The sequence below is a fragment of the Arenimonas terrae genome, assembly GCF_006265115.1.
Lineage (GTDB): Bacteria > Pseudomonadota > Gammaproteobacteria > Xanthomonadales > Xanthomonadaceae > Arenimonas > Arenimonas terrae.
This window is the reverse complement of record NZ_SMDR01000002.1, coordinates 220,451-237,026: the sequence shown is the minus strand read 5'-3', so window position 1 is coordinate 237,026 and position 16,576 is coordinate 220,451. Positions and strand designations below refer to the sequence as shown.

At 71.3% G+C, this 16,576-nt stretch carries 18 protein-coding genes; 5 read left to right on the top strand and 13 right to left on the bottom strand.

Annotation, left to right across the window (positions count from 1 at the left end):
• The 13 genes from E1B00_RS09895 to nirK all read right to left on the bottom strand — a co-directional run bounded on the left by E1B00_RS09895 (position 1) and on the right by nirK (position 11,694).
• A complete protein-coding gene (locus tag E1B00_RS09895; RefSeq protein ID WP_139448263.1) occupies positions 1–720 on the bottom strand; it encodes a sulfite exporter TauE/SafE family protein in 720 nt (239 codons plus the stop codon).
• A complete protein-coding gene (gene ccoS, locus E1B00_RS09890) occupies positions 720–896 on the bottom strand; it encodes a cbb3-type cytochrome oxidase assembly protein CcoS (RefSeq protein ID WP_139448261.1) in 177 nt (58 codons plus the stop codon). Before ccoS ends, E1B00_RS09895 begins: the two co-directional genes overlap by 1 nt.
• On the bottom strand, positions 893–3,268 hold the full coding sequence (locus E1B00_RS09885) for a heavy metal translocating P-type ATPase (RefSeq protein ID WP_139448259.1): 2,376 nt from the start codon (positions 3,266–3,268) through the stop codon (positions 893–895). The genes ccoS and E1B00_RS09885 overlap by 4 nt, the downstream gene beginning before the upstream one ends.
• A complete protein-coding gene (locus E1B00_RS09880) occupies positions 3,265–3,759 on the bottom strand; it encodes a FixH family protein (RefSeq protein WP_139448257.1) in 495 nt (164 codons plus the stop codon). The genes E1B00_RS09885 and E1B00_RS09880 overlap by 4 nt, the downstream gene beginning before the upstream one ends.
• Complete coding sequence (locus E1B00_RS09875) at positions 3,759–5,309, bottom strand: 4Fe-4S dicluster domain-containing protein (RefSeq protein ID WP_139448255.1); 1,551 nt, start codon at positions 5,307–5,309, stop codon at positions 3,759–3,761. Before E1B00_RS09875 ends, E1B00_RS09880 begins: the two co-directional genes overlap by 1 nt.
• 4 nt (positions 5,310–5,313) lie before the next feature.
• Positions 5,314–5,610, bottom strand: a complete 297-nt coding sequence (locus tag E1B00_RS09870) for a hypothetical protein (protein ID WP_139448253.1) — start codon at positions 5,608–5,610, stop codon at positions 5,314–5,316.
• Complete coding sequence (ccoP, locus tag E1B00_RS09865) at positions 5,607–6,524, bottom strand: cytochrome-c oxidase, cbb3-type subunit III (RefSeq protein ID WP_139448251.1); 918 nt, start codon at positions 6,522–6,524, stop codon at positions 5,607–5,609. Before ccoP ends, E1B00_RS09870 begins: the two co-directional genes overlap by 4 nt.
• Positions 6,521–6,661, bottom strand: coding sequence for a cbb3-type cytochrome oxidase subunit 3 (locus E1B00_RS09860; protein WP_139448249.1), 141 nt, complete (start codon positions 6,659–6,661; stop codon positions 6,521–6,523). The genes ccoP and E1B00_RS09860 overlap by 4 nt, the downstream gene beginning before the upstream one ends.
• Before the next feature lie 3 nt (positions 6,662–6,664).
• Positions 6,665–7,270, bottom strand: a complete 606-nt coding sequence (gene ccoO / locus E1B00_RS09855) for a cytochrome-c oxidase, cbb3-type subunit II (protein ID WP_139448247.1) — start codon at positions 7,268–7,270, stop codon at positions 6,665–6,667.
• A gap of 10 nt (positions 7,271–7,280) precedes the next feature.
• Positions 7,281–8,726 carry a cytochrome-c oxidase, cbb3-type subunit I gene (gene ccoN, locus E1B00_RS09850; RefSeq protein WP_139448245.1) on the bottom strand — a complete coding sequence of 482 codons (1,446 nt, stop codon included), beginning with the start codon at positions 8,724–8,726 and terminating at the stop codon, positions 7,281–7,283.
• Between the two features lie 91 nt (positions 8,727–8,817).
• Positions 8,818–9,393 (bottom strand): SCO family protein, encoded by a 576-nt coding sequence (locus E1B00_RS09845; RefSeq protein WP_139448243.1) that lies wholly within the window; start codon positions 9,391–9,393, stop codon positions 8,818–8,820.
• Entirely contained in the window at positions 9,390–10,169 is a 780-nt protein-coding gene (locus E1B00_RS09840; protein WP_139448241.1) for a formylglycine-generating enzyme family protein, read from the bottom strand. Before E1B00_RS09840 ends, E1B00_RS09845 begins: the two co-directional genes overlap by 4 nt.
• 1 nt (position 10,170) lies before the next feature.
• A complete protein-coding gene (gene nirK / locus E1B00_RS09835; protein WP_139448239.1) occupies positions 10,171–11,694 on the bottom strand; it encodes a copper-containing nitrite reductase in 1,524 nt (507 codons plus the stop codon).
• A gap of 248 nt (positions 11,695–11,942) precedes the next feature.
• Between nirK and E1B00_RS09830 the strand changes: the two genes are divergently transcribed.
• From E1B00_RS09830 to nadA, 5 genes are all read left to right on the top strand, one after another.
• The gene (locus tag E1B00_RS09830) at positions 11,943–13,121 is read left to right on the top strand and encodes an alginate export family protein (protein WP_139448237.1); all 1,179 of its coding nucleotides are present in this window, start codon (positions 11,943–11,945) and stop codon (positions 13,119–13,121) included.
• Between the two features lie 72 nt (positions 13,122–13,193).
• Entirely contained in the window at positions 13,194–13,436 is a 243-nt protein-coding gene (locus tag E1B00_RS09825; protein ID WP_139448235.1) for a DUF2249 domain-containing protein, read from the top strand.
• Entirely contained in the window at positions 13,417–14,667 is a 1,251-nt protein-coding gene (locus E1B00_RS09820; protein WP_220396267.1) for a hypothetical protein, read from the top strand. The genes E1B00_RS09825 and E1B00_RS09820 overlap by 20 nt, the downstream gene beginning before the upstream one ends.
• A 24-nt stretch (positions 14,668–14,691) precedes the next feature.
• Positions 14,692–15,561 (top strand): ubiquinone anaerobic biosynthesis accessory factor UbiT, encoded by an 870-nt coding sequence (gene ubiT / locus E1B00_RS09815; RefSeq protein ID WP_246048647.1) that lies wholly within the window; start codon positions 14,692–14,694, stop codon positions 15,559–15,561.
• The gene (nadA, locus tag E1B00_RS09810) at positions 15,558–16,571 is read left to right on the top strand and encodes a quinolinate synthase NadA (RefSeq protein ID WP_139448231.1); all 1,014 of its coding nucleotides are present in this window, start codon (positions 15,558–15,560) and stop codon (positions 16,569–16,571) included. The genes ubiT and nadA overlap by 4 nt, the downstream gene beginning before the upstream one ends.
• The last annotated feature ends 5 nt before the right edge of the window (positions 16,572–16,576 follow it).

The window sequence follows — 16,576 nt, the reverse complement described above, 5'->3', positions numbered from 1 at the left end:
TCAGGGCAGGGACCGGCAGCCCAACGCCTCGAGCACCGAATGCAGGGCCGGCTGCGCCGCCAGCCAGGGTCCCAGCATCGTCAGCAGGCCGGCCGCGGCCACCAGCGCCGCGGCGGCCACGCGCCAGCCGCGCCGCGCCAACAAACTGCCGAGGCGTGCGCCGCTCCAGGTGAGCGGGATCATCGTCGCGGTGGTGCCGAGGCCGAAGGCCAGCATCAGCAGCGCGGCGTGCAGCGCGTCCGCTTCCAGCCAGGCCGCCGCCAGCACCGTCGTGGACAGGCCACAGGGCAGCCAGCCCCAGAACAGACCCTGCACCCACGGACGCAGCGGCCCGGACGACGGCAGCACCCGCGCCTGCACCGGCTGCAGTTTCCGCCACAGCCAGGCGCCGGCCTTGCCGAGTGCTCCCAGCCGCTGCGGCCAGAGCAGCCGCGCCGCGACCAGCAGCAGCACCGCGCCCATCGCCACCCGCAGCGCCACCGCCAGCCCGTCGGAACGGGCGAGCGCCAGCAGACCGCCGCCGAAGCCGCCGACGATGGCGCCGGCCAGCGTGTAGCCGAGGATGCGCCCGCCGTTGAGCGCGACCGCCGTGGCCAGGCCGCCGCGCGGATGCTGCGCCGCCAGGCCGGTGGCGATGCCGCCGCACATCGCCGCGCAGTGCAGGCCGCCCATCAGCCCGGTCAGCAGCGCGGCCGTGAGGGTGAGCAGGTCGACCGGCATCAGGTCCGGTCTTCGGCGTCGGGCGCGGGCGCAGGACGTTCGTCGTCGCCGAGCATGTCCAGCGCCGGCGTGTCGAGGTCGTCGAACTGGCCGCGGCGTACCGCCCACAGGAAGGCCAGGATCGCCGCGAGCAGCAGCAGCAGCGAGATCGGCACCAGGGCGAGCAGGATGTTCATTCGACGGTCTTGGGCTCCCGGCCCAGGCGCAGCGCGTTGGCGGTGACCCCCAGGGACGACGCGGCCATGCCCAGCGCGGCCAGCCCCGGCGTCACCCCGCCCATCGCCGCGAACGGCAGGGCGAGCAGATTGTAGGCCAGGGCCCAGCCCAGGTTCTGGCGGATGATCGTGCGGGTGCGACGGGCCAGCACGATGGCTTCGGGAATGCGCCCCAGCGAGGCGCCGGTCAGCACCAGGTCGGCGGCGCGCTGGGCCAGCGGCGCACCGGCAGCCATCGCCACCGACACATCGGCGCCGGCCAGCAGCGGGCCGTCGTTGATGCCGTCGCCCACCGCCAGGACGCGGTGGCCCGCGGCCTGCAGCGCGCGCACCGCGGCCAGCTTGTCCTCCGGCGACTGGCGCGCGCGGGCGTCGTCGACGCCCAGCGCCGCGGCGATGTCCGCCACGGCGGCGGCGCCGTCGCCGCTGACGATGCGCGGCGTGATGCCGAGCGATTTCAGCGTGGCGATGACGGCGACGGCCTCGGGGCGCAGCGGATCGGCGAGCACGAAGCGGGCCGCGGCGCGCTGGCCGTCGCCGAGCCAGAGCGCGCCGTCGTCGTCGCGGCCGGCGGCAAAGCCGGCCTGGCCGAGCCGCCAGGTGGTTCCGTCGATCTGGCCTTCGATGCCCTGGCCCGGCACCGTGCGCACGCCCTCGGCGGGAGCGACACCGGCCACGTCGAAGGCCGCGGCGAACGGGTGCCGCGCGCCGTGTTCGAGCGCCGCGGCGATGCGGCGCCAGGGTTCGGCGTCGCCGCCGTCGAGTGCGGTCGCCGCCAGCAGCCGCGGCTGGCCCAGGCTCAGGGTGCCGGTCTTGTCGAGCAGGGCGGTGTCCACGTCGGCCAGGCTGTCGAGCGCGTCCGCGCCCAGCACCAGCACGCCTCGACGCGACAGGGCGCCGTGCGCGCTGGCCAGCGCCGCCGGCACCGCCAGCGCCAGCGCACAGGGGCAGCTGACGATCAGCACTGCCAGCGCGATCTCGAAGGCGCGCTCGGGTGCGGCGCCGTACCAGTAGGCGAACACGCCGACCGCCACCACGAACAGCGCGCTCACGAACCGCGTCGCCACCGCATCGGCCAGCCGCGCGACGCGCGGGCGCTGCGCCTGCGCGCGTTCTACCGTGCGCGCCAGCTGCGACAGTCGGGTGCGGCTGCCGGTGTGCTGCACGCGCAGGGTCGCCGGGCATTCGCGGCACAGGCTGCCGGCATAAAGGGCGTCGCCCGGGGCTTTCGGCACCGGCACCGATTCGCCGGTGAGCAGCGACTCGTCCACCTGGGTCGGCGCGTCCAGGAGTTCGCCGTCGGCCGGCACCACATCGCCGGCGCTGATATGTACGCGGTCGCCGGGCATCAGCGCGGTGACCGGCACCTGTTCGCGTCCCGCGGCCGTCAGGCGCCAGGCCAGCGCGGGCTGCGCGCGCGCCAGCGTGTCCAGGCGCGCGCTGGCCTGGCGCCGCGCCATCAGCTCGAGGAAGCGCGCCGCGAGCAGGAACAGCACGAACATCACCGCCGCGTCGAACCAGACCTGGGCGCCCCCGCGCAGCGTCTCGACCAGGCTGGCGACGTAGGCCAACAGCACCGAACTGCCCACCAGCGTATCCATGCCGGGGCGGCGGTGCTTCAGCTCCACCCACATGCCCGCCAGGAAGGGCCAGCCCGAATAGAACACCACCGGCGTCGCGACCAGGAAGGTGATCCAGCGGAAGAAGTCGCGCGTGGCCAGCGACATCTCGCCGGCGGTGTCCAGGTACAGCGCTTCGGCGAACATCATCGCCTGCGTCGCGCCGAGCGCGGCCACGCCCAGGCGGGCGATCAAGCGGTTGCGTTCGCGCCGGCGCTCGCGCTCGGCGGCGTCGCCGCGGGCCAGGTGCGGGCGGTAGCCCAGGGCGGACAGGCGCGAAAGCACCGTAGAGAGAAGGGTCCGCGTCGGGTCCCAGCCGATGCGCACACGACCGGTGACGGCATTGGCCACCACCGAGCGCACGCCGGGCTCGCGGCTGAGCGCGCGGTCCACCAGCCAGGCGCAGGCGGCGCAGCGCAGGCCTTCGACCACGACGGTGATCTCGCGGCCCTCGGGCAGGGTGACGGCATGGCCGGCCAGCACGTCCTCGCGGTCCCAGGCGGCGAAGTCCACGGCATCGGCCGCCACGCGCGGGCCCTGCGTCTGGCGCAGCCGGTAGTAGTCGCCCAGGCCGGCGTCGCGGATCCAGGCGGCCGCCGCGGCGCAGCCTTCGCAGCAGACCGACTGCACCGCGCCGTCCAGGGTCACGCGCACCGGTGCCGTCGGCAGCGCTTCGCCGCAGTGGAAGCAGCCGGTGTCGAGCGCGCGGTTCATGGCGGCGCCAGCGCCGGGCGCAGCACCAGCTCGGTATCGCCCGGGCGATAGCGCCCGACCAGGCGCCAGCGGCCGTCGGCCGCCACCAGCTGCAGCTGCCAGCCGTGCGCCGCGGCCAGGCTTTCGCCGGAACGCCAGCCGCCGGGATTCGGCGACAGCGCCAGCGCGCGGTCGAGGCTGGATTCGATCGGATGGCGCAGCATCAAGACCGGCGCGCGGGTGCCGGCGGTGGGCAGCACGCTGACCAGCACCTGGTCACGGCCGATCCGGACCCGGGCGGTCAGGCCTTCGCGGGCCGCGGTCTCGTCGGCGTCGGTGGACGCCTGCTGCACCTGGGCCATGCGCCGCACGGCGTCGGGATGGGCGTCGGTGGCGCTGTCGCCAGCGGCCAGCATCAGGGTCCAGATGCCGGCGACGACGGTGGCGACCGGAATGCCGACCACCAGCCAGACGACCGGGTTGAACCTGCGTTCGGTTCGCGGGTCCGGCATCAGAACGGCCCGAAGAAGCGGGTTTCCTCGACCGCCTTCACGCCGGCGTCCGATTCCACGATCACGCGCAGGTCGATGCGACCCTTCGCGACGCCTGCCGGCGCGCGCAGGGTCACCGGCACCGTCAGCACTTCTTCGGCCGCGGCGGGATGGGTGGCGCCGGCCTCGACCAGCACGATGCCGTCCGGGCCTTCGATACGAACGGTGAACACGCGCGGCGCGACGTCCTTGTTGACGATGCGCAGCGTGTAGCCGTTTTCGATGCTGCCGTCGGCGGCGGTGCGGTAGAGCGCGTTGCGGTCGCGCATCACGTCCAGGATCAGCGGCGTGCGGTTGAGGATGCCGAACACGAAGCCGGCGAACACCGCCAGCAGTAGCGCGCCGTAGATCAGCACGCGCGGCCGGATCACCCGCGAGCGTTTGCCTTCCAGCGCGTTCTGGGTGGTGTTGCGGATCAGCCCACGCGGATAGCCCATCTTGTCCATGATCGAATCGCAGGCGTCCACGCAGGCGCCGCAGGCGATGCACTCGTACTGCAGGCCATTGCGGATGTCGATGCCGGTGGGGCAGACCTGCACGCACAGGGTGCAGTCGATGCAGTCGCCGAGGTCTTCCGGTGAAGCCACCACCGGCGCAGCCACCAGGCCGCTGGGCGCGTCCACCACCAGGCCGGTGGTGGCGCGCGCGCCGGCCTGCAGGTCGGCAGCGCTGCGGTGCTGGGCGGCGGCGACCACCGCGCTGGTGGCGACGTCCACCGGCAGCAGCCCGCGGGCGCGCTCGAGCACGCTGGCCAGGCTGCCCTTGCGGCGGGCGCCGCGCGATTCGCCGCGGCGCAGGTCGTAGGCCACGATCAGCGTGTTGCGGTCGAACATCGCGCTCTGGAAGCGCGCATAGGGGCACATGTACTTGCAGACCTGCTCGCGCAGGAAACCGGCATTGCCCCAGGTCGCCAGCGCGTAGAACAGCACCCAGAAGGTTTCCCAGCCGCCCCAGGCGAAGGGCCAGGCGCGTTCGGCCAGGTCGCGGATGGGGGTGAAGTAGCCGACGAAGGTGAAGCCGGTCCACAGCGCGAACACCAGCCACATCGTGTGCTTGGCGCTCTTGCGCAGCCATTTGTTGCGGGTCCAGGGGCCGGCGTCGAGCTTCATCTGCCTGTTGCGGTCGCCTTCCGCCCAGCGCTCCATCCACAGGAAAACTTCGGTCCACACCGTCTGCGGACAGGCGTAGCCGCACCACAGTCGCCCGGCAATCGCGGTGAAGAAGAACAGCGACAGGCCCGCCATGATCAGCAGCAGGGCCAGGTAGAAGAAGTCCTGCGGCCAGAACACCAGGCCGAACACGTAGAACTTGCGCGCCGGCAGGTCCCACAGCACCGCCTGGCGGTCGTCCCACTGCAGCCACGCGAAGCCGTAGTACATGCCCAGCAGCCAGATCACCGCAGCCTTGCGCAGCCGCTGGAAACGGCCGTCCTGCTCGCGCGGGTAGACCTTCTTCTCGGAAACGTAGAGCGAGACCTCGTCCACGACCTGCAGCGGGATTTTTCCGGCCATCGGCTCAGTCCTCCGGCAGCGGGCGGTTGAACCGGCTCGCCGGGCGCAGCAGGATCCAGGTGAACAGGCTGGCGCTGGCGGTGCAGGCCCAGAACATGAAGAAGCCGATCGTGTAGCCGACGCCGCGGGTGATCTCGAACTGCGGGAAGGTCATCGCCGCCAGGTCGACCGGGTCGACGAAGGCGAAGAACACCATGGTCGCGACGCCGGCCGCGAAGAAGCTCGGCCAAAGGATCGCCCCGAGCCGCTGCGCGAGCGGTCGGGGCGGGTGGTCGAACGCCGCGCTGGCGCGTTCGGTCATGGCGAATCGTCCTGGCCGGCGGCCGGGTGCGACAGCGACCAGACATAGGCCGCGGCCAGGCGCGAACGGGTCTCGCCGATGATCGGTTCGTGCGCCGGCATCATGCCGGCGCGGCCGAGCGTCACCGCTTCGCGGATCGTGGCGAAATCGCTGCCGTACAGCCACGTCCGGTCGGTGAGGTTGGGCGCGCCGAGCGCCGGATTGCCCTTGCCGTCCACGCCGTGGCAGGCCGCGCAGACGCCGCCGAAGCGCGTCTTGCCCGCGGCCGCTAGCGCCGGGTCGGCCTTGATGCCGGACAGGCTCTGCACGTAGGCCGCCACTTCGGTCACGCCGACATCGCCGCCGATCGCCGCCGCCAGCGGCGGCATCGCCGCCTGCCGGCCCTGCAGCACGGTGGTCAGGATCTGGTCGGGCGTGCCGCCCCACAGCCAGTCGGCGTCGGTGAGGTTGGGATACCCCTTGGCGCCGCGCGCGTCCGAGCCGTGGCACATCGCGCAGTTGTTGGCGAAGATCGCCGCGCCGAAGGCGACCGCCTTCGGATCCTGCGCGATCCGGTCGATCGGCTGGCCCTCGTAGGCGCGGAAGGCTTCGGCCAGCTTCGCGTCGGCCGCGGCCTTGTCCTGGTCATGCTCGCCGGCCGAGGTCCAGCCCGACCAGCCCGCCAGGTTGCCCATGCCCGGGTACCAGGCCAGGTAGCCGATCGAGAAGACGATGGTGATGTAGAACAGGTTGATCCACCACTTGGGCAGCGGCTTGTTGTACTCGGTCAGGTCGCCGTCCCAGACGTGGCCGGTGGTGGACGAAGGATCCGGGCCACCCTTCGGGCGGCGCGACGTCCACCACAGCAGCCACACCGTGGCGACGATGTTCAGGACGACCAGGGCGATGACATAGATGGACCAGCCGCGGCTCATGGGAGGTTCTCGTTCTGGTCTTCGAGGGGAAGGCGGGCGGCGGCGTCGAACTCGGGCTTGCGCTTGGCGCTGAAGGCCCAGGCGGTGCCGCCGAGGAAGGCGAGCAGCAGGATGACGGTGACGATTCCGGCGATCATGGGTCAGCCTTTGGGAGCCTGTTTGCCCAGGCCCTGCAGGTAGTGGACGAGGGCGTCGAGTTCGGACTTGCCGGCGACCGCGGCGGCGGCGCCTTCGATCTCTTCGTCGGTGTAGGGGTCGCCGATGCGCTGCAGCGCGCGCATGTTGCGCTGGACGACCTTGGCGCTTACCGGCGCCTCGGCCAGCCAGGGATAGGCCGGCATGTTCGACACCGGCACCAGGTCGCGCGGATTCATCAGGTGCACGCGGTGCCAGTCGTCGGAATAACGCCCGCCGATACGCGCCAGGTCCGGGCCGGTGCGCTTGCTGCCCCACTGGAACGGCCGGTCGTACACCGATTCGCCGGCCAGCGAATAGTGGCCGTAGCGCTCGGTCTCGTGGCGCAGCGTGCGCACCATCTGCGAGTGGCAGTTGTAGCAGCCCTCGCGCACGTAGATGTCGCGGCCGGCCAGGGCCAGGGCGTCGTAGGGCTTGACGCCGGGCAGGGGCTTGATCGCCTCGGCCTGGTACATCAGCGGCACGATCTCGGCCAGGCCGCCGAAGGAGATGACGACGGCGATCAGGATCGCCATCCAGCCGATGTTTGTCTCGATTTTTTCGTGGCTCATGTCGGGGTCCTCAGGCGTGGCCGGCTTCAGCCGCCGGTTTCAGGACCGGCGTTTCCACCAGGCCGCGCGCCTGCTTGAAGGTGCGCACCACGTTCGCCACCATGATCAGCATGCCGGCCACCACCAGGGCGCCGCCCAGGAAGCGGATCAGGTAGTAGGGATAGTTGAACTTGACGATCTCGACGAAGGCATAGGTCAGCGTGCCGTCCGGGTTGCTGGCGCGGGCCATCAGGCCCTGGCCGATGCCGGCGATCCACATGGAGACGGTGTAGAGCACCACGCCGATCGTGTGCACCCAGAAGTGCTGGTCGATCATCTTCAGCGAGGCCATTTCCTTCAGGCCCAGGCAGCGCGGGATGACCATGTAGATCGAGCCGATCGAGATCATCGCCACCCAGCCCAGCGCGCCGGAGTGCACGTGGCCGATGGTCCAGTCGGTGTAGTGGCTCAGGGCGTTGACGGTCTTGATCGACATCATCGGCCCCTCGAAGGTGCTCATCATGTAGAACGAGATGGCGACGATCAGGAACTTCAGGATCGGGTCGGTACGCAGCTTGTGCCAGGCGCCCGAAAGCGTCATCACGCCGTTGATCGCGCCGCCCCAGCTGGGAGCCAGCAGGATCAGCGAGAACACCATGCCCACGCTCTGCACCCAGTCGGGCAGGGCGGTGTAGTGCAGGTGGTGCGGGCCGGCCCACATGTAGATGGCGATCAGGGCCCAGAAGTGCACGATCGACAGGCGGTAGCTGTAGATCGGCCGCTCGACCCGGCGCGGCACGAAGTAATACATCATTCCCAGGAAACCCGCGGTCAGGAAGAAGCCGACCGCGTTGTGCCCGTACCACCACTGCACCATCGCATCCACCGCGCCCGAGTAGACCGGGTAGCTGTGCATCGGGCCGGCCGGGATCGCCAGCGAGTTCACCACGTGCAGCAGGGCGACCGCGATGATGAAGGCGCCGTAGAACCAGTTGGCGACGAAGATGTGCTTCACGCGCCGCTTCATGATGGTGCCGACGAACAGCCACAGGTAGGCCACCCAGACCAGGGTGATCAGCACGTCGATCGGCCAGGCCAGCTCGGCGTATTCCTTGCCCTGCGTGTAACCCAGCGGCAGGGTGACGGCCGCGGCCACGATCACCGCCTGCCAGCCCCAGAACACGAAGGCCGCGAGCCGGTCCGAGATCAGCCGCACATGGCAGGTGCGCTGGACCACGTACAGGCTGGTCGAGAACAGCGCGCAGCCGCCGAAGGCGAAGATCACCGCATTGGTGTGCAGCGGCCGCAGCCGGCCGAAGCTCAGCCAGGCGGTGTCGAAGTTCAGGGCCGGCCAGTACAGCTGGGCGGCGATCAGCACCCCCACCAGCATGCCGACCACGCCCCAGACCACGGTCATCACCGCGAACTGCAGCACGACCTTGTCGTTGTAGGTTTCTGCCTTGTTGTCCAGCGTCATCGCCTGCCCCTCGTTGCTTGCCGCGAATTATCCGGTCGGCCCGGCGGGGCCGGCTTGACCCAGGTCAATTCGGCGCCCGGGGCCCGGGGTTTCAGCGCTTGGGAACGGCCAGAGCGGCCCGGACCGCGGCCAGGAAGGCCGGATCGGGCTGCGCGCCCAGCGTTTCCGTGCGCGCCAGCACCCGGCCTTCGCCGTCGAGCAGCACCAGGGCGCTGCTGTGGTTGAACTCGCCGTCGGCCAGGGCGCGGTAGCGGATGCCGAGCACGGCGGCGGTGCGGCGCACGCCGGCGGCCTCAGTGCGGGCCAGGGTCCAGCGGGCCGGGTCGAGCCGGCGCTTGGTGGCGATGCGCTTGAGCGCCGCGGGATCGTCGCGGGCAGGGTCGAGGCTGACCAGCAGGATTGCCAGGCGGTCGCGTTCGGCCGGGGTCAGCGCGTGTTCGACGCCCTTGGCGCTGTCGATGATCAGCGGGCAGATGTAGGGGCAGGAGGTGTAGAACATGGTCGCCAGGCGGACCTTGCCGCGGCCGTCGGCGAGCCGGAAGGCGCGGCCGTCCTGGTCGACGAAGGTGTCGGTGAGGCGGTAGACGGAATCGCCGGGCAGGGCCGGCTCCGCCAGCGCGGGCGCGGACAGCAGCAGGGCGGCGAACAGCATCAGGCCGCGGATCATCGCGTGGCTCCCTGGGAGTTGCGGGCGCAGCGGAAGCCCATGTTGCCGGTGGTGTCGTGCGCCTCGAGCGAGGACAGCATCGCGACGCGCATCAGGATGGCGTAGTTCTCGCGGTCCTCCATCGACAGCGCGCCGGCGCCGCAGAAGCGCATGCTGTCGGGGTCGCCCTGTTCGCGGCTGTCGGACGAGACCAGCATGGCGCTGTGGTCCTCGACCCATTCCCAGACCAGGCCGTGCAGGTCGCGCAGGCCATAGGCGTTCGCCGGGCTCAGGCCGACGCGGTGCAGCGGGCGGTTGGAGGGCACCGAGTACCAGGCCAGGATGCGTTCGCGCCAGGCCGGATCGGCGCGGGCGTCGGTGCGGGTTTCATCGGCCGCGGCGGCGAACTCCCATTCCGACCAGGTCGGCAGGCGCCCGCCGATGGATTCGCAGTAGGCCTGCGCGGCGAACCAGCTGACCTGGACCACTGGACGGTCGGGCAGGGCCTTGGCGCCGGGTTCGGTGGCGGACTGCCAGTTCTGCAGGTAACGCGCCTCGGCGAACACTTCCGGCGCCTGGCCGCGCCGCCATTCCGGGTTCGCGCGCACGAAGGCGGCGAACTCGGCATTGCTGACCGGCTGGCGCTGCATCTCGAACGGCGCCACCCGGACGGTGCCGCCGGTGTCTTCGTAACGCAGCGCCGAGCGGAACTCGCCGCCCGGCAGCCGGGCCCAGTCGCCGGTGGCCGCGTTCGCGGCCGCCGGCATCAGGGCGAGCACCAGCAGCGCGGTGCGCATCTCAGTGCGCCGCGCCTTCCGAGCGCGCGGTCCCGGCGCGCACCTTGGCCACTTCTTCCTTGCTCACGCGGCCACCCGGGTTGCCCCAGCTGTTGAGCGTGTAGGTCAGGATGTTGGCGACCTCGTCGTCGGTCAGCTGGCTCATCGGCGGCATCACCGAGTTGTAGTCCTGGCCATTGACGGTGACCGGGCCGGTGAGGCCATTGAGCACGACCTTGATCAGCTCGGTATTGCCCTTGGCCAGGTAGTCCGAACCGGCGAGCGGCGGGAACACGCCGGCCAGGCCCTTGCCGTCGGGCTGGTGGCAGGTCGAGCAGGTGCCGGCGAACAGCGCGCCGCCCGCCTTGACCTGGTCTTCCTGGCTGAGCGTGCCGGCCTGCGCGGCAGCGGCGGCCTCGGCGACGGGCGCCATGCTCGCGGCCTTGTCGCCCAGGTAGGTGTGGTCGACTTCCTTGCCGCTGTAGATCGCGGTGTTCTCCGGGCCCTCGACCTTCATGATCGCCAGCGCGCCCTTGTTGAAGGCGCGGAACAGCGAGTGGTCGACCAGCACATAGCTGCCCGGAACCTCGGTATAGAACTCGGCGATGGCGGCGCCGCCGGCCGGGATCAGGGTGGTCTGCACGTTTTCCTGGTAGCGGGTGCCGCCCTCGAACCAGACCTTGTCGAAGATCTCGCCGATGACGTGGAAGCTCGAGATCAGGTTCGGGCCGCCATTGCCGACGTACATGCGCACCGTCTCGCCGACTTCGGCCTTGAGCGCCTTGTCGCCGGTGAGCGCGTTTTCGGCGCCGTTGAACAGCACGTAGGTCGGGTTCTCGTCGATCGCGCGCTGCATGTCGAAGGGCGCGAAGCCCTTCTCGCGGTATTTGGTGGTGGTGTAGAAGTCGCCCTGCATCACGTAGAACTCCTTGTCCACCGCCGGCAGGCCTTCCGGCGGCTCGACCAGGATCAGGCCGTACATGCCGTTGGCCACGTGCATGCCCACCGGCGCGGTCGCGCAGTGGTAGACGTACAGGCCGGCGTTGAGCGCCTTGAAGGTGAACTGCGAGCCGTGGCCCGGCGCGGTGAAGCTCGACGCCGCGCCGCCACCGGGACCGGTGACGCCGTGCAGGTCGATGTTGTGCGGCATCTTCGAATCGGGGTGGTTGTTGAGGTGGAACTCGACCGTGTCGCCCTGGCGCACGCGGATGAAGCTGCCGGGCACGGTGCCGCCGAAGGTCCAGAAGGTGTAGGTGACGCCTTCCGATATCTCCAGGTCCACCTCGCGCACCTCGAGTTCGACCTTGACCTTGGCCGGGTAGTCGCGGCCGGTGGCCGGCGGCACGTTCGGCGGGCTGGTGAGCACGGCATTGATCATCTCGCCCTGCGGCGGCCCGAAATCGCCCTTGCGCGATCCGCCGGTGTCGGTGGCATCGGCCGCGGCGGTGGCCTGGCCGCGGGCGTCGAGGTCGGCGTTGGGGTTGTCGCGGCAGCCGGGCAGGGCGAGCAGGGCGGCGATGGAAAGCGCGAGCAGGTGGCGTTTCATCAGTGCTTCTCCGGTCAAGGGTTGATTACCAACCATGGCGGCAGCTTCCCGCGAACACGGCGCCCGCACCCTGACTTGAGTCAAGTCGCCGAGGGGGGCGCCCACAGTCTGCCCCGCTTTGGAGGCAAGGGAAACCCCGGAGGCGGGCCGCGCGGAATCGCCGCGGCTTGACCTGGCTCAGGGGCGGATGCCGTCGGCGCTGCCAGCATTTGCCCGACCCGCTACGGGCCCTGTTACGGAATGCCCCGATGATTCCCGCACGCTTGCTCACCCTGGCGCTGGCCTGCGCCGCCCTGCCGGCGCTGGCCGGCGACTGGACCGCCAACCTGCGCTACCGGCACGAACGCGTCGACGACGCCGCGTTCGCCCGCGACGCCGAGGCGGACACCCTGCGGCTGCGGCTGGGCTGGAGCCATGCCTTCGCCCACGGCCTGAGCGCCGGCGCCGAACTCGACGCGGTCGCCGGGCTAGGCGACCGCTACAACTCCGGCGCCAACGGCCGCAGCGCCTATCCGTCCGTGCCCGACGCGCGCGCGTTCGAACTCAACCAGGCCTGGCTGCGGTGGCGCGGCGACAAAGGCGGCGCGGTGCTGGGCAGACAGCGGCTGCTGTTCGACAACCAGCGCTTCATCGGCAATTCCGGCTGGCGCCAGAACGAACAGACCTTCGACGCCGTGGCCTTGGACTTCGCCGCACACGAGGGCGTGGTGCTGCGCTACGCGTGGTTGGGCCGCGTGCATCGCGTTGCCGGCGACAACGCCCGCGATCCGCTGGCGCGCGAACGCCGGCTCGACGCGCACCTCGCCAACGCGGCGTGGACGGGCGCGGCCGGCACCCTGGTCGGTTACGGCTACTGGCTCGACGATCGCGACGTCGCGACCGCTTCCACCCGCACCCTGGGCCTGCGCTGGACCGGGCAGCGGCCGCTGGGCGCCGCCAGCGTCGCCTGGTCGCTCGAGGCCGCGAACCAGGCCGACCATGCGGGCAACCCGCGCGACACCGACGAGAACTATTTCCTGGTCGAACCCGCGCTCACCGCGCGCGGCCTGACCTGGAAGCTGGGCTGGGAGCAACTGGGCGGCAGCGGGCTCACCGCCTTCCAGACGCCGCTGGCGTCGCTGCACGCCTTCAATGGTTGGGCCGACAAGTTCTCGGTGACACCGGCGGACGGGCTGGACGACCGCTACGCCGCGGTGTCGGGCAAGCTCGGCCGCGGTCGCCTGCAGGACAAGCTGGCCTGGACCGTGGCCTGGCACGACTTCGACGCCGACCGTGGCGGCGCCGACTATGGCCGCGAGTGGGACGCGTCGCTGGCCTTCCCGCTGCCGCATGGACTCTCGGGGTTGGTGAAGTTCGCCGACTACCGCAGCGACGGCTACGCGCGCGACACCCGCAAGCTGTGGCTGCAGCTGGAATGGAACCACTGAACCTGTGGACCGGCGCGGCCCGGATTGATCCTGATCAGGGCGGCGCGGCGCCCGCCGCGCTGGAATGGACACATGGACGACGACCTGCCCCTGCTGGACCTGCGTGACCTTCCCGCCCCGGAGCCGCTGGTGCGGGCCCTGCTCGCCGTCGAGGCACTCGCGCCCGGCGGCGCGCTGCGCGTGCTGACGCCGATGTTCCCGCAGCCGCTGCTGGACGTGCTGCGGTCGCGCCGTGTCGGCTACTCGACCACCGCCTGCGACGGTGGCGGTTGCGCGGTGACGGTGTGGACAGAAGATGGTCCGCCTGGCGCTTGACCAGGCGCCGCTGCCGGAGGGTCCCGGTCGATTCCTGCGAAGCGTGCCCGCCTGGGGTGCGCTGGCGGGACTGATGCTGATGGCGCAGGGACCGACGCTGCTGCTGTCGCGCTGGTCGCCGGCGACGGTGGCCCTGGTGCACGTGTTCACCTTGGGCGTGCTGGGCAATGCGATGGTCGGCAGCCTGCTGCAGTTCCTGCCCGCCGCGGCCGGCGTACGCCTGCGCGGCGGCCCCCGGCTGCCTTGGGTGCTGCACGCCCTTCTCAATGCCGGCACCGTGGCTCTCGTGGCGGGATTCCAGCTGCCCAGCGCGACGGGACGAACGGCGGGCGCCGTGTTGCTGGGGGCGACGTTCCTGGTCCTGGCCGCGGCAAGCCTGCCGGAGCTGCTGGCGCGCGCGCGGTGCAGCCTGCTGCATGCGGGCATCGTGTTGTCCCTGCTCGCGGCGCTGGCGACGGTTGCGCTGGGCTGCCTGCTCGTCGCGGCGATCGCCGGCAGGGTCGCGCTTTCGATTCCGCGCTGGACCAATCTGCATGCCGCGGTTGGCGTGCTGGGCTGGGTGCTCGGCCTTGTCGCCGCGGTCGGGCGCGTGGTGATGCCGATGTTCCAGGGCGCACCCGAGGTGCCGGCGCGGCTCCAGGCCGGCTGGCTTGCGGCGCTGGCGCTTGGGCTGACGGTGGCCGGTGTGCTCGCCGCCGGCACTGGCGTCGATCTGCCGCTGCGCGTGCTTGCCTCGGCCGCGGCGCTCTCGCTGGCTGGCGGCGGGCTGTGGCTGCAGTCGCGGTCGCGAAAGTCCGCGCCGGGCGAATTGGCGCGGTTCTGGCGCTTCGGTTTCCTGGCGCTGGCCGCGGCTGGCGCCCTGTTGCTGGTCCCGGGCGAACACAGCCTGCTGGTCGGCGTGCTGGGGCTCGGCGTCGGGTTGCCGATGCTGGTGCTGGGCATGTTGCTGGAAATCGCCGCCTTCCTGGGCTGGATCGCGCTGCACCGGCGCTGTGGTCGCGGCCTGCAGTTGCCGGGTGTGCAGGTGCTGCTGCCGGCGTCGCGTCGCCGGATCGTGCGGCGCTGCTTCGCGTTGGCCGGCCTCGCCCTGGTCGCCGCCGCGCTCTGGCCGCCCGCATTCGCCCGACTGGCCGGAGCCCTGCTGTTGGCGGCAAACCTGTCGCTGGCCTGGGCGCTGGCGGGCGTCGGGCGCGGTGTGCGCGAATTCACCGCCGCGCATCCCGCACGCTGACCAGCGGTTTTTTTGGAGATACCCATGGTCCGTACCGCCCCGCTGCTTCCTGCTTTCCTGATGCTGGCACCGTTGCGCCGCGGTATCGACGGACTCGACGACGCCCTGCTGCTGCTCCTGGCCGGGCGACGCCAGCTCGTGGCCGCCGCCGCCGCCGTAAAGCAGCGGCAAGGGCTGCCGGTGCGCGATGCCGGCCGCGAAGCGCGCATCTTCGCGCGCGGCAAGGGCCTGGCCCGGCGGCTCGGGCTGCCGTCGGAGTTGGCTCGAAGGCAGCTCGCACTGGTGATCGACGATGCCTGCCGCCAGCAGGGGCTCGCACCTGATCCGGGTCAAGGCGCCCCCCCCGTCGCCCCGGGCAGTCTGTCGCCCGCCATGACGCCTTCCGCTTCCGACCATTCCTTGCTGACGCGCCGACTGCTGCGCGGATTCCCGCCGCCGGCCCGCTGGGCGGCGCTGCTGCGGCGACTGCCGCCGTCATGGCAGGCGCGCGTGCTTGAAGCCGCGGTTGCCCGGCTGCTGGCGCAGCCGCTGGGCGCGGGACAGCTGGATTTCATGCAGGGCCGGCGGCTCGGCATCGAGGTGCCGGACCTGGGCCTGTGCTGGGTGCTGGTGCTGGACGGAAGCCGCCTGCGCGCCACCGACGCGCCGGCGGAGGCGACAGTGCGCGGCAGTGCCACCGATCTGCTGCTGCTGGCCAGCCGGCTTGAGGACGCCGACACCCTGTTCTTCCAGCGTCGCCTCGAACTGACCGGCGACACCGAACTGGGCCTGACCGCGCGCAACCTGCTCGACCGCCTGCCCTGGGAAGAGGTCCCGCTGGCCGTCCGCATCCTGCTCAACCGCGGCGCCCGCGCCGCCCGCGCCGCCCGCCGCGCGCACCGGGGCGAAGCATGAGCACGACCGCGCCGCGCTGGCGCCCCGAGCTCGAGCAGCAGTACGCCGGCCTGGCGGAGCGGCTCGAGCAGCTGTTGCCCTGCCTGGAAGTGCCGATGCACCTGCCGTGGATCGACGCGATCCGCGAACTCAAGCGCGAACGCGGCGCGGTGGTGATGGCGCACAGCTACCAGTCGCCGGAGATCTTCCACGGCGTCGCCGACATCACCGGCGACTCGCTGGCGCTGGCGCAGGCGGCGGCGCGCTGCCAGGCCGAGGTGGTCGTGCTGTGCGGCGTGCACTTCATGGCCGAGACGGCGAAGATCCTCGCGCCGCACGTGAAAGTGCTGATCCCGGACCCGGCCGCGGGCTGTTCGCTGGCCGATTCGATCACCGCCGCGGATGTGCGCGCCCTGCGCGCGCGGCATCCGGGCGTGCCGGTGGTGAGCTACGTCAACACCACGGCCGAAGTGAAAGCCGAGTCGGACGCCTGCTGCACATCGGCCAATGCCGTGCAGGTGGTCGAGGCGATGGGTGCGGACAAGGTCATCTTCCTGCCCGACAGGTACCTGGGTGCCCATGTCGCCAGCCAGACCGCGGTCGAGCTCGTGCTGTGGGACGGCCGCTGCGAAGTGCACGAGACCTTCACCGCCGCCCAGGCGCGGCATGCCCGCGAGCGTTTCGACGCACGCCTGGTCGCACATCCCGAATGCCCGCCGGAGGTCCTGGCCGAGGCCGACTTCATCGGCTCCACCAGCGCGATGGCGCGCTGGCTCGAGCGCGAGAGGCCCGAGCGGGTCGCCCTGATCACCGAATGTTCGATGGCCGACAACCTGCGCCTGAGCTTCCCGCAGACCGAGTTCATCAAGCCCTGCAACCTCTGTCCGCACATGAAGCGCATCACCCTCCAGAACATCCACGCCTGCCTGCTCGGCATGGGTCCGGAGGTGCTTGTGCCGTTGGACGTGGCGGCGCGGGCGCGGCGTGCACTCGAGCGCATGCTCGCGGTGGGCCGCGGCGAGCGGGTCTGAGCGAG

Bases quoted from the DNA above. Each gene is read 5' to 3' on its own strand.
- ccoO (WP_139448247.1), bottom strand. From the start codon at position 7,270: ATGAGCCACGAAAAAATCGAGACAAACATCGGCTGGATGGCGATCCTG.
- E1B00_RS09860 (WP_139448249.1), bottom strand. From the start codon at position 6,661: ATGATCGCCGGAATCGTCACCGTCATCCTGCTGCTCGCCTTCCTCGGC.
- E1B00_RS09870 (WP_139448253.1), bottom strand. From the start codon at position 5,610: ATGACCGAACGCGCCAGCGCGGCGTTCGACCACCCGCCCCGACCGCTC.
- ccoP (WP_139448251.1), bottom strand. From the start codon at position 6,524: ATGAGCCGCGGCTGGTCCATCTATGTCATCGCCCTGGTCGTCCTGAAC.
- E1B00_RS09840 (WP_139448241.1), bottom strand. From the start codon at position 10,169: ATGCGCACCGCGCTGCTGGTGCTCGCCCTGATGCCGGCGGCCGCGAAC.
- E1B00_RS09885 (WP_139448259.1), bottom strand. From the start codon at position 3,268: ATGAACCGCGCGCTCGACACCGGCTGCTTCCACTGCGGCGAAGCGCTG.
- E1B00_RS09880 (WP_139448257.1), bottom strand. From the start codon at position 3,759: ATGCCGGACCCGCGAACCGAACGCAGGTTCAACCCGGTCGTCTGGCTG.
- E1B00_RS09845 (WP_139448243.1), bottom strand. From the start codon at position 9,393: ATGATCCGCGGCCTGATGCTGTTCGCCGCCCTGCTGCTGTCCGCGCCC.
- E1B00_RS09825 (WP_139448235.1), top strand. From the start codon at position 13,194: ATGGACGACGACCTGCCCCTGCTGGACCTGCGTGACCTTCCCGCCCCG.
- E1B00_RS09875 (WP_139448255.1), bottom strand. From the start codon at position 5,309: ATGGCCGGAAAAATCCCGCTGCAGGTCGTGGACGAGGTCTCGCTCTAC.
- nirK (WP_139448239.1), bottom strand. From the start codon at position 11,694: ATGAAACGCCACCTGCTCGCGCTTTCCATCGCCGCCCTGCTCGCCCTG.
- E1B00_RS09895 (WP_139448263.1), bottom strand. From the start codon at position 720: ATGCCGGTCGACCTGCTCACCCTCACGGCCGCGCTGCTGACCGGGCTG.
- ubiT (WP_246048647.1), top strand. From the start codon at position 14,692: ATGGTCCGTACCGCCCCGCTGCTTCCTGCTTTCCTGATGCTGGCACCG.
- E1B00_RS09830 (WP_139448237.1), top strand. From the start codon at position 11,943: ATGATTCCCGCACGCTTGCTCACCCTGGCGCTGGCCTGCGCCGCCCTG.
- E1B00_RS09820 (WP_220396267.1), top strand. From the start codon at position 13,417: ATGGTCCGCCTGGCGCTTGACCAGGCGCCGCTGCCGGAGGGTCCCGGT.
- ccoS (WP_139448261.1), bottom strand. From the start codon at position 896: ATGAACATCCTGCTCGCCCTGGTGCCGATCTCGCTGCTGCTGCTGCTC.
- ccoN (WP_139448245.1), bottom strand. From the start codon at position 8,726: ATGACGCTGGACAACAAGGCAGAAACCTACAACGACAAGGTCGTGCTG.
- nadA (WP_139448231.1), top strand. From the start codon at position 15,558: ATGAGCACGACCGCGCCGCGCTGGCGCCCCGAGCTCGAGCAGCAGTAC.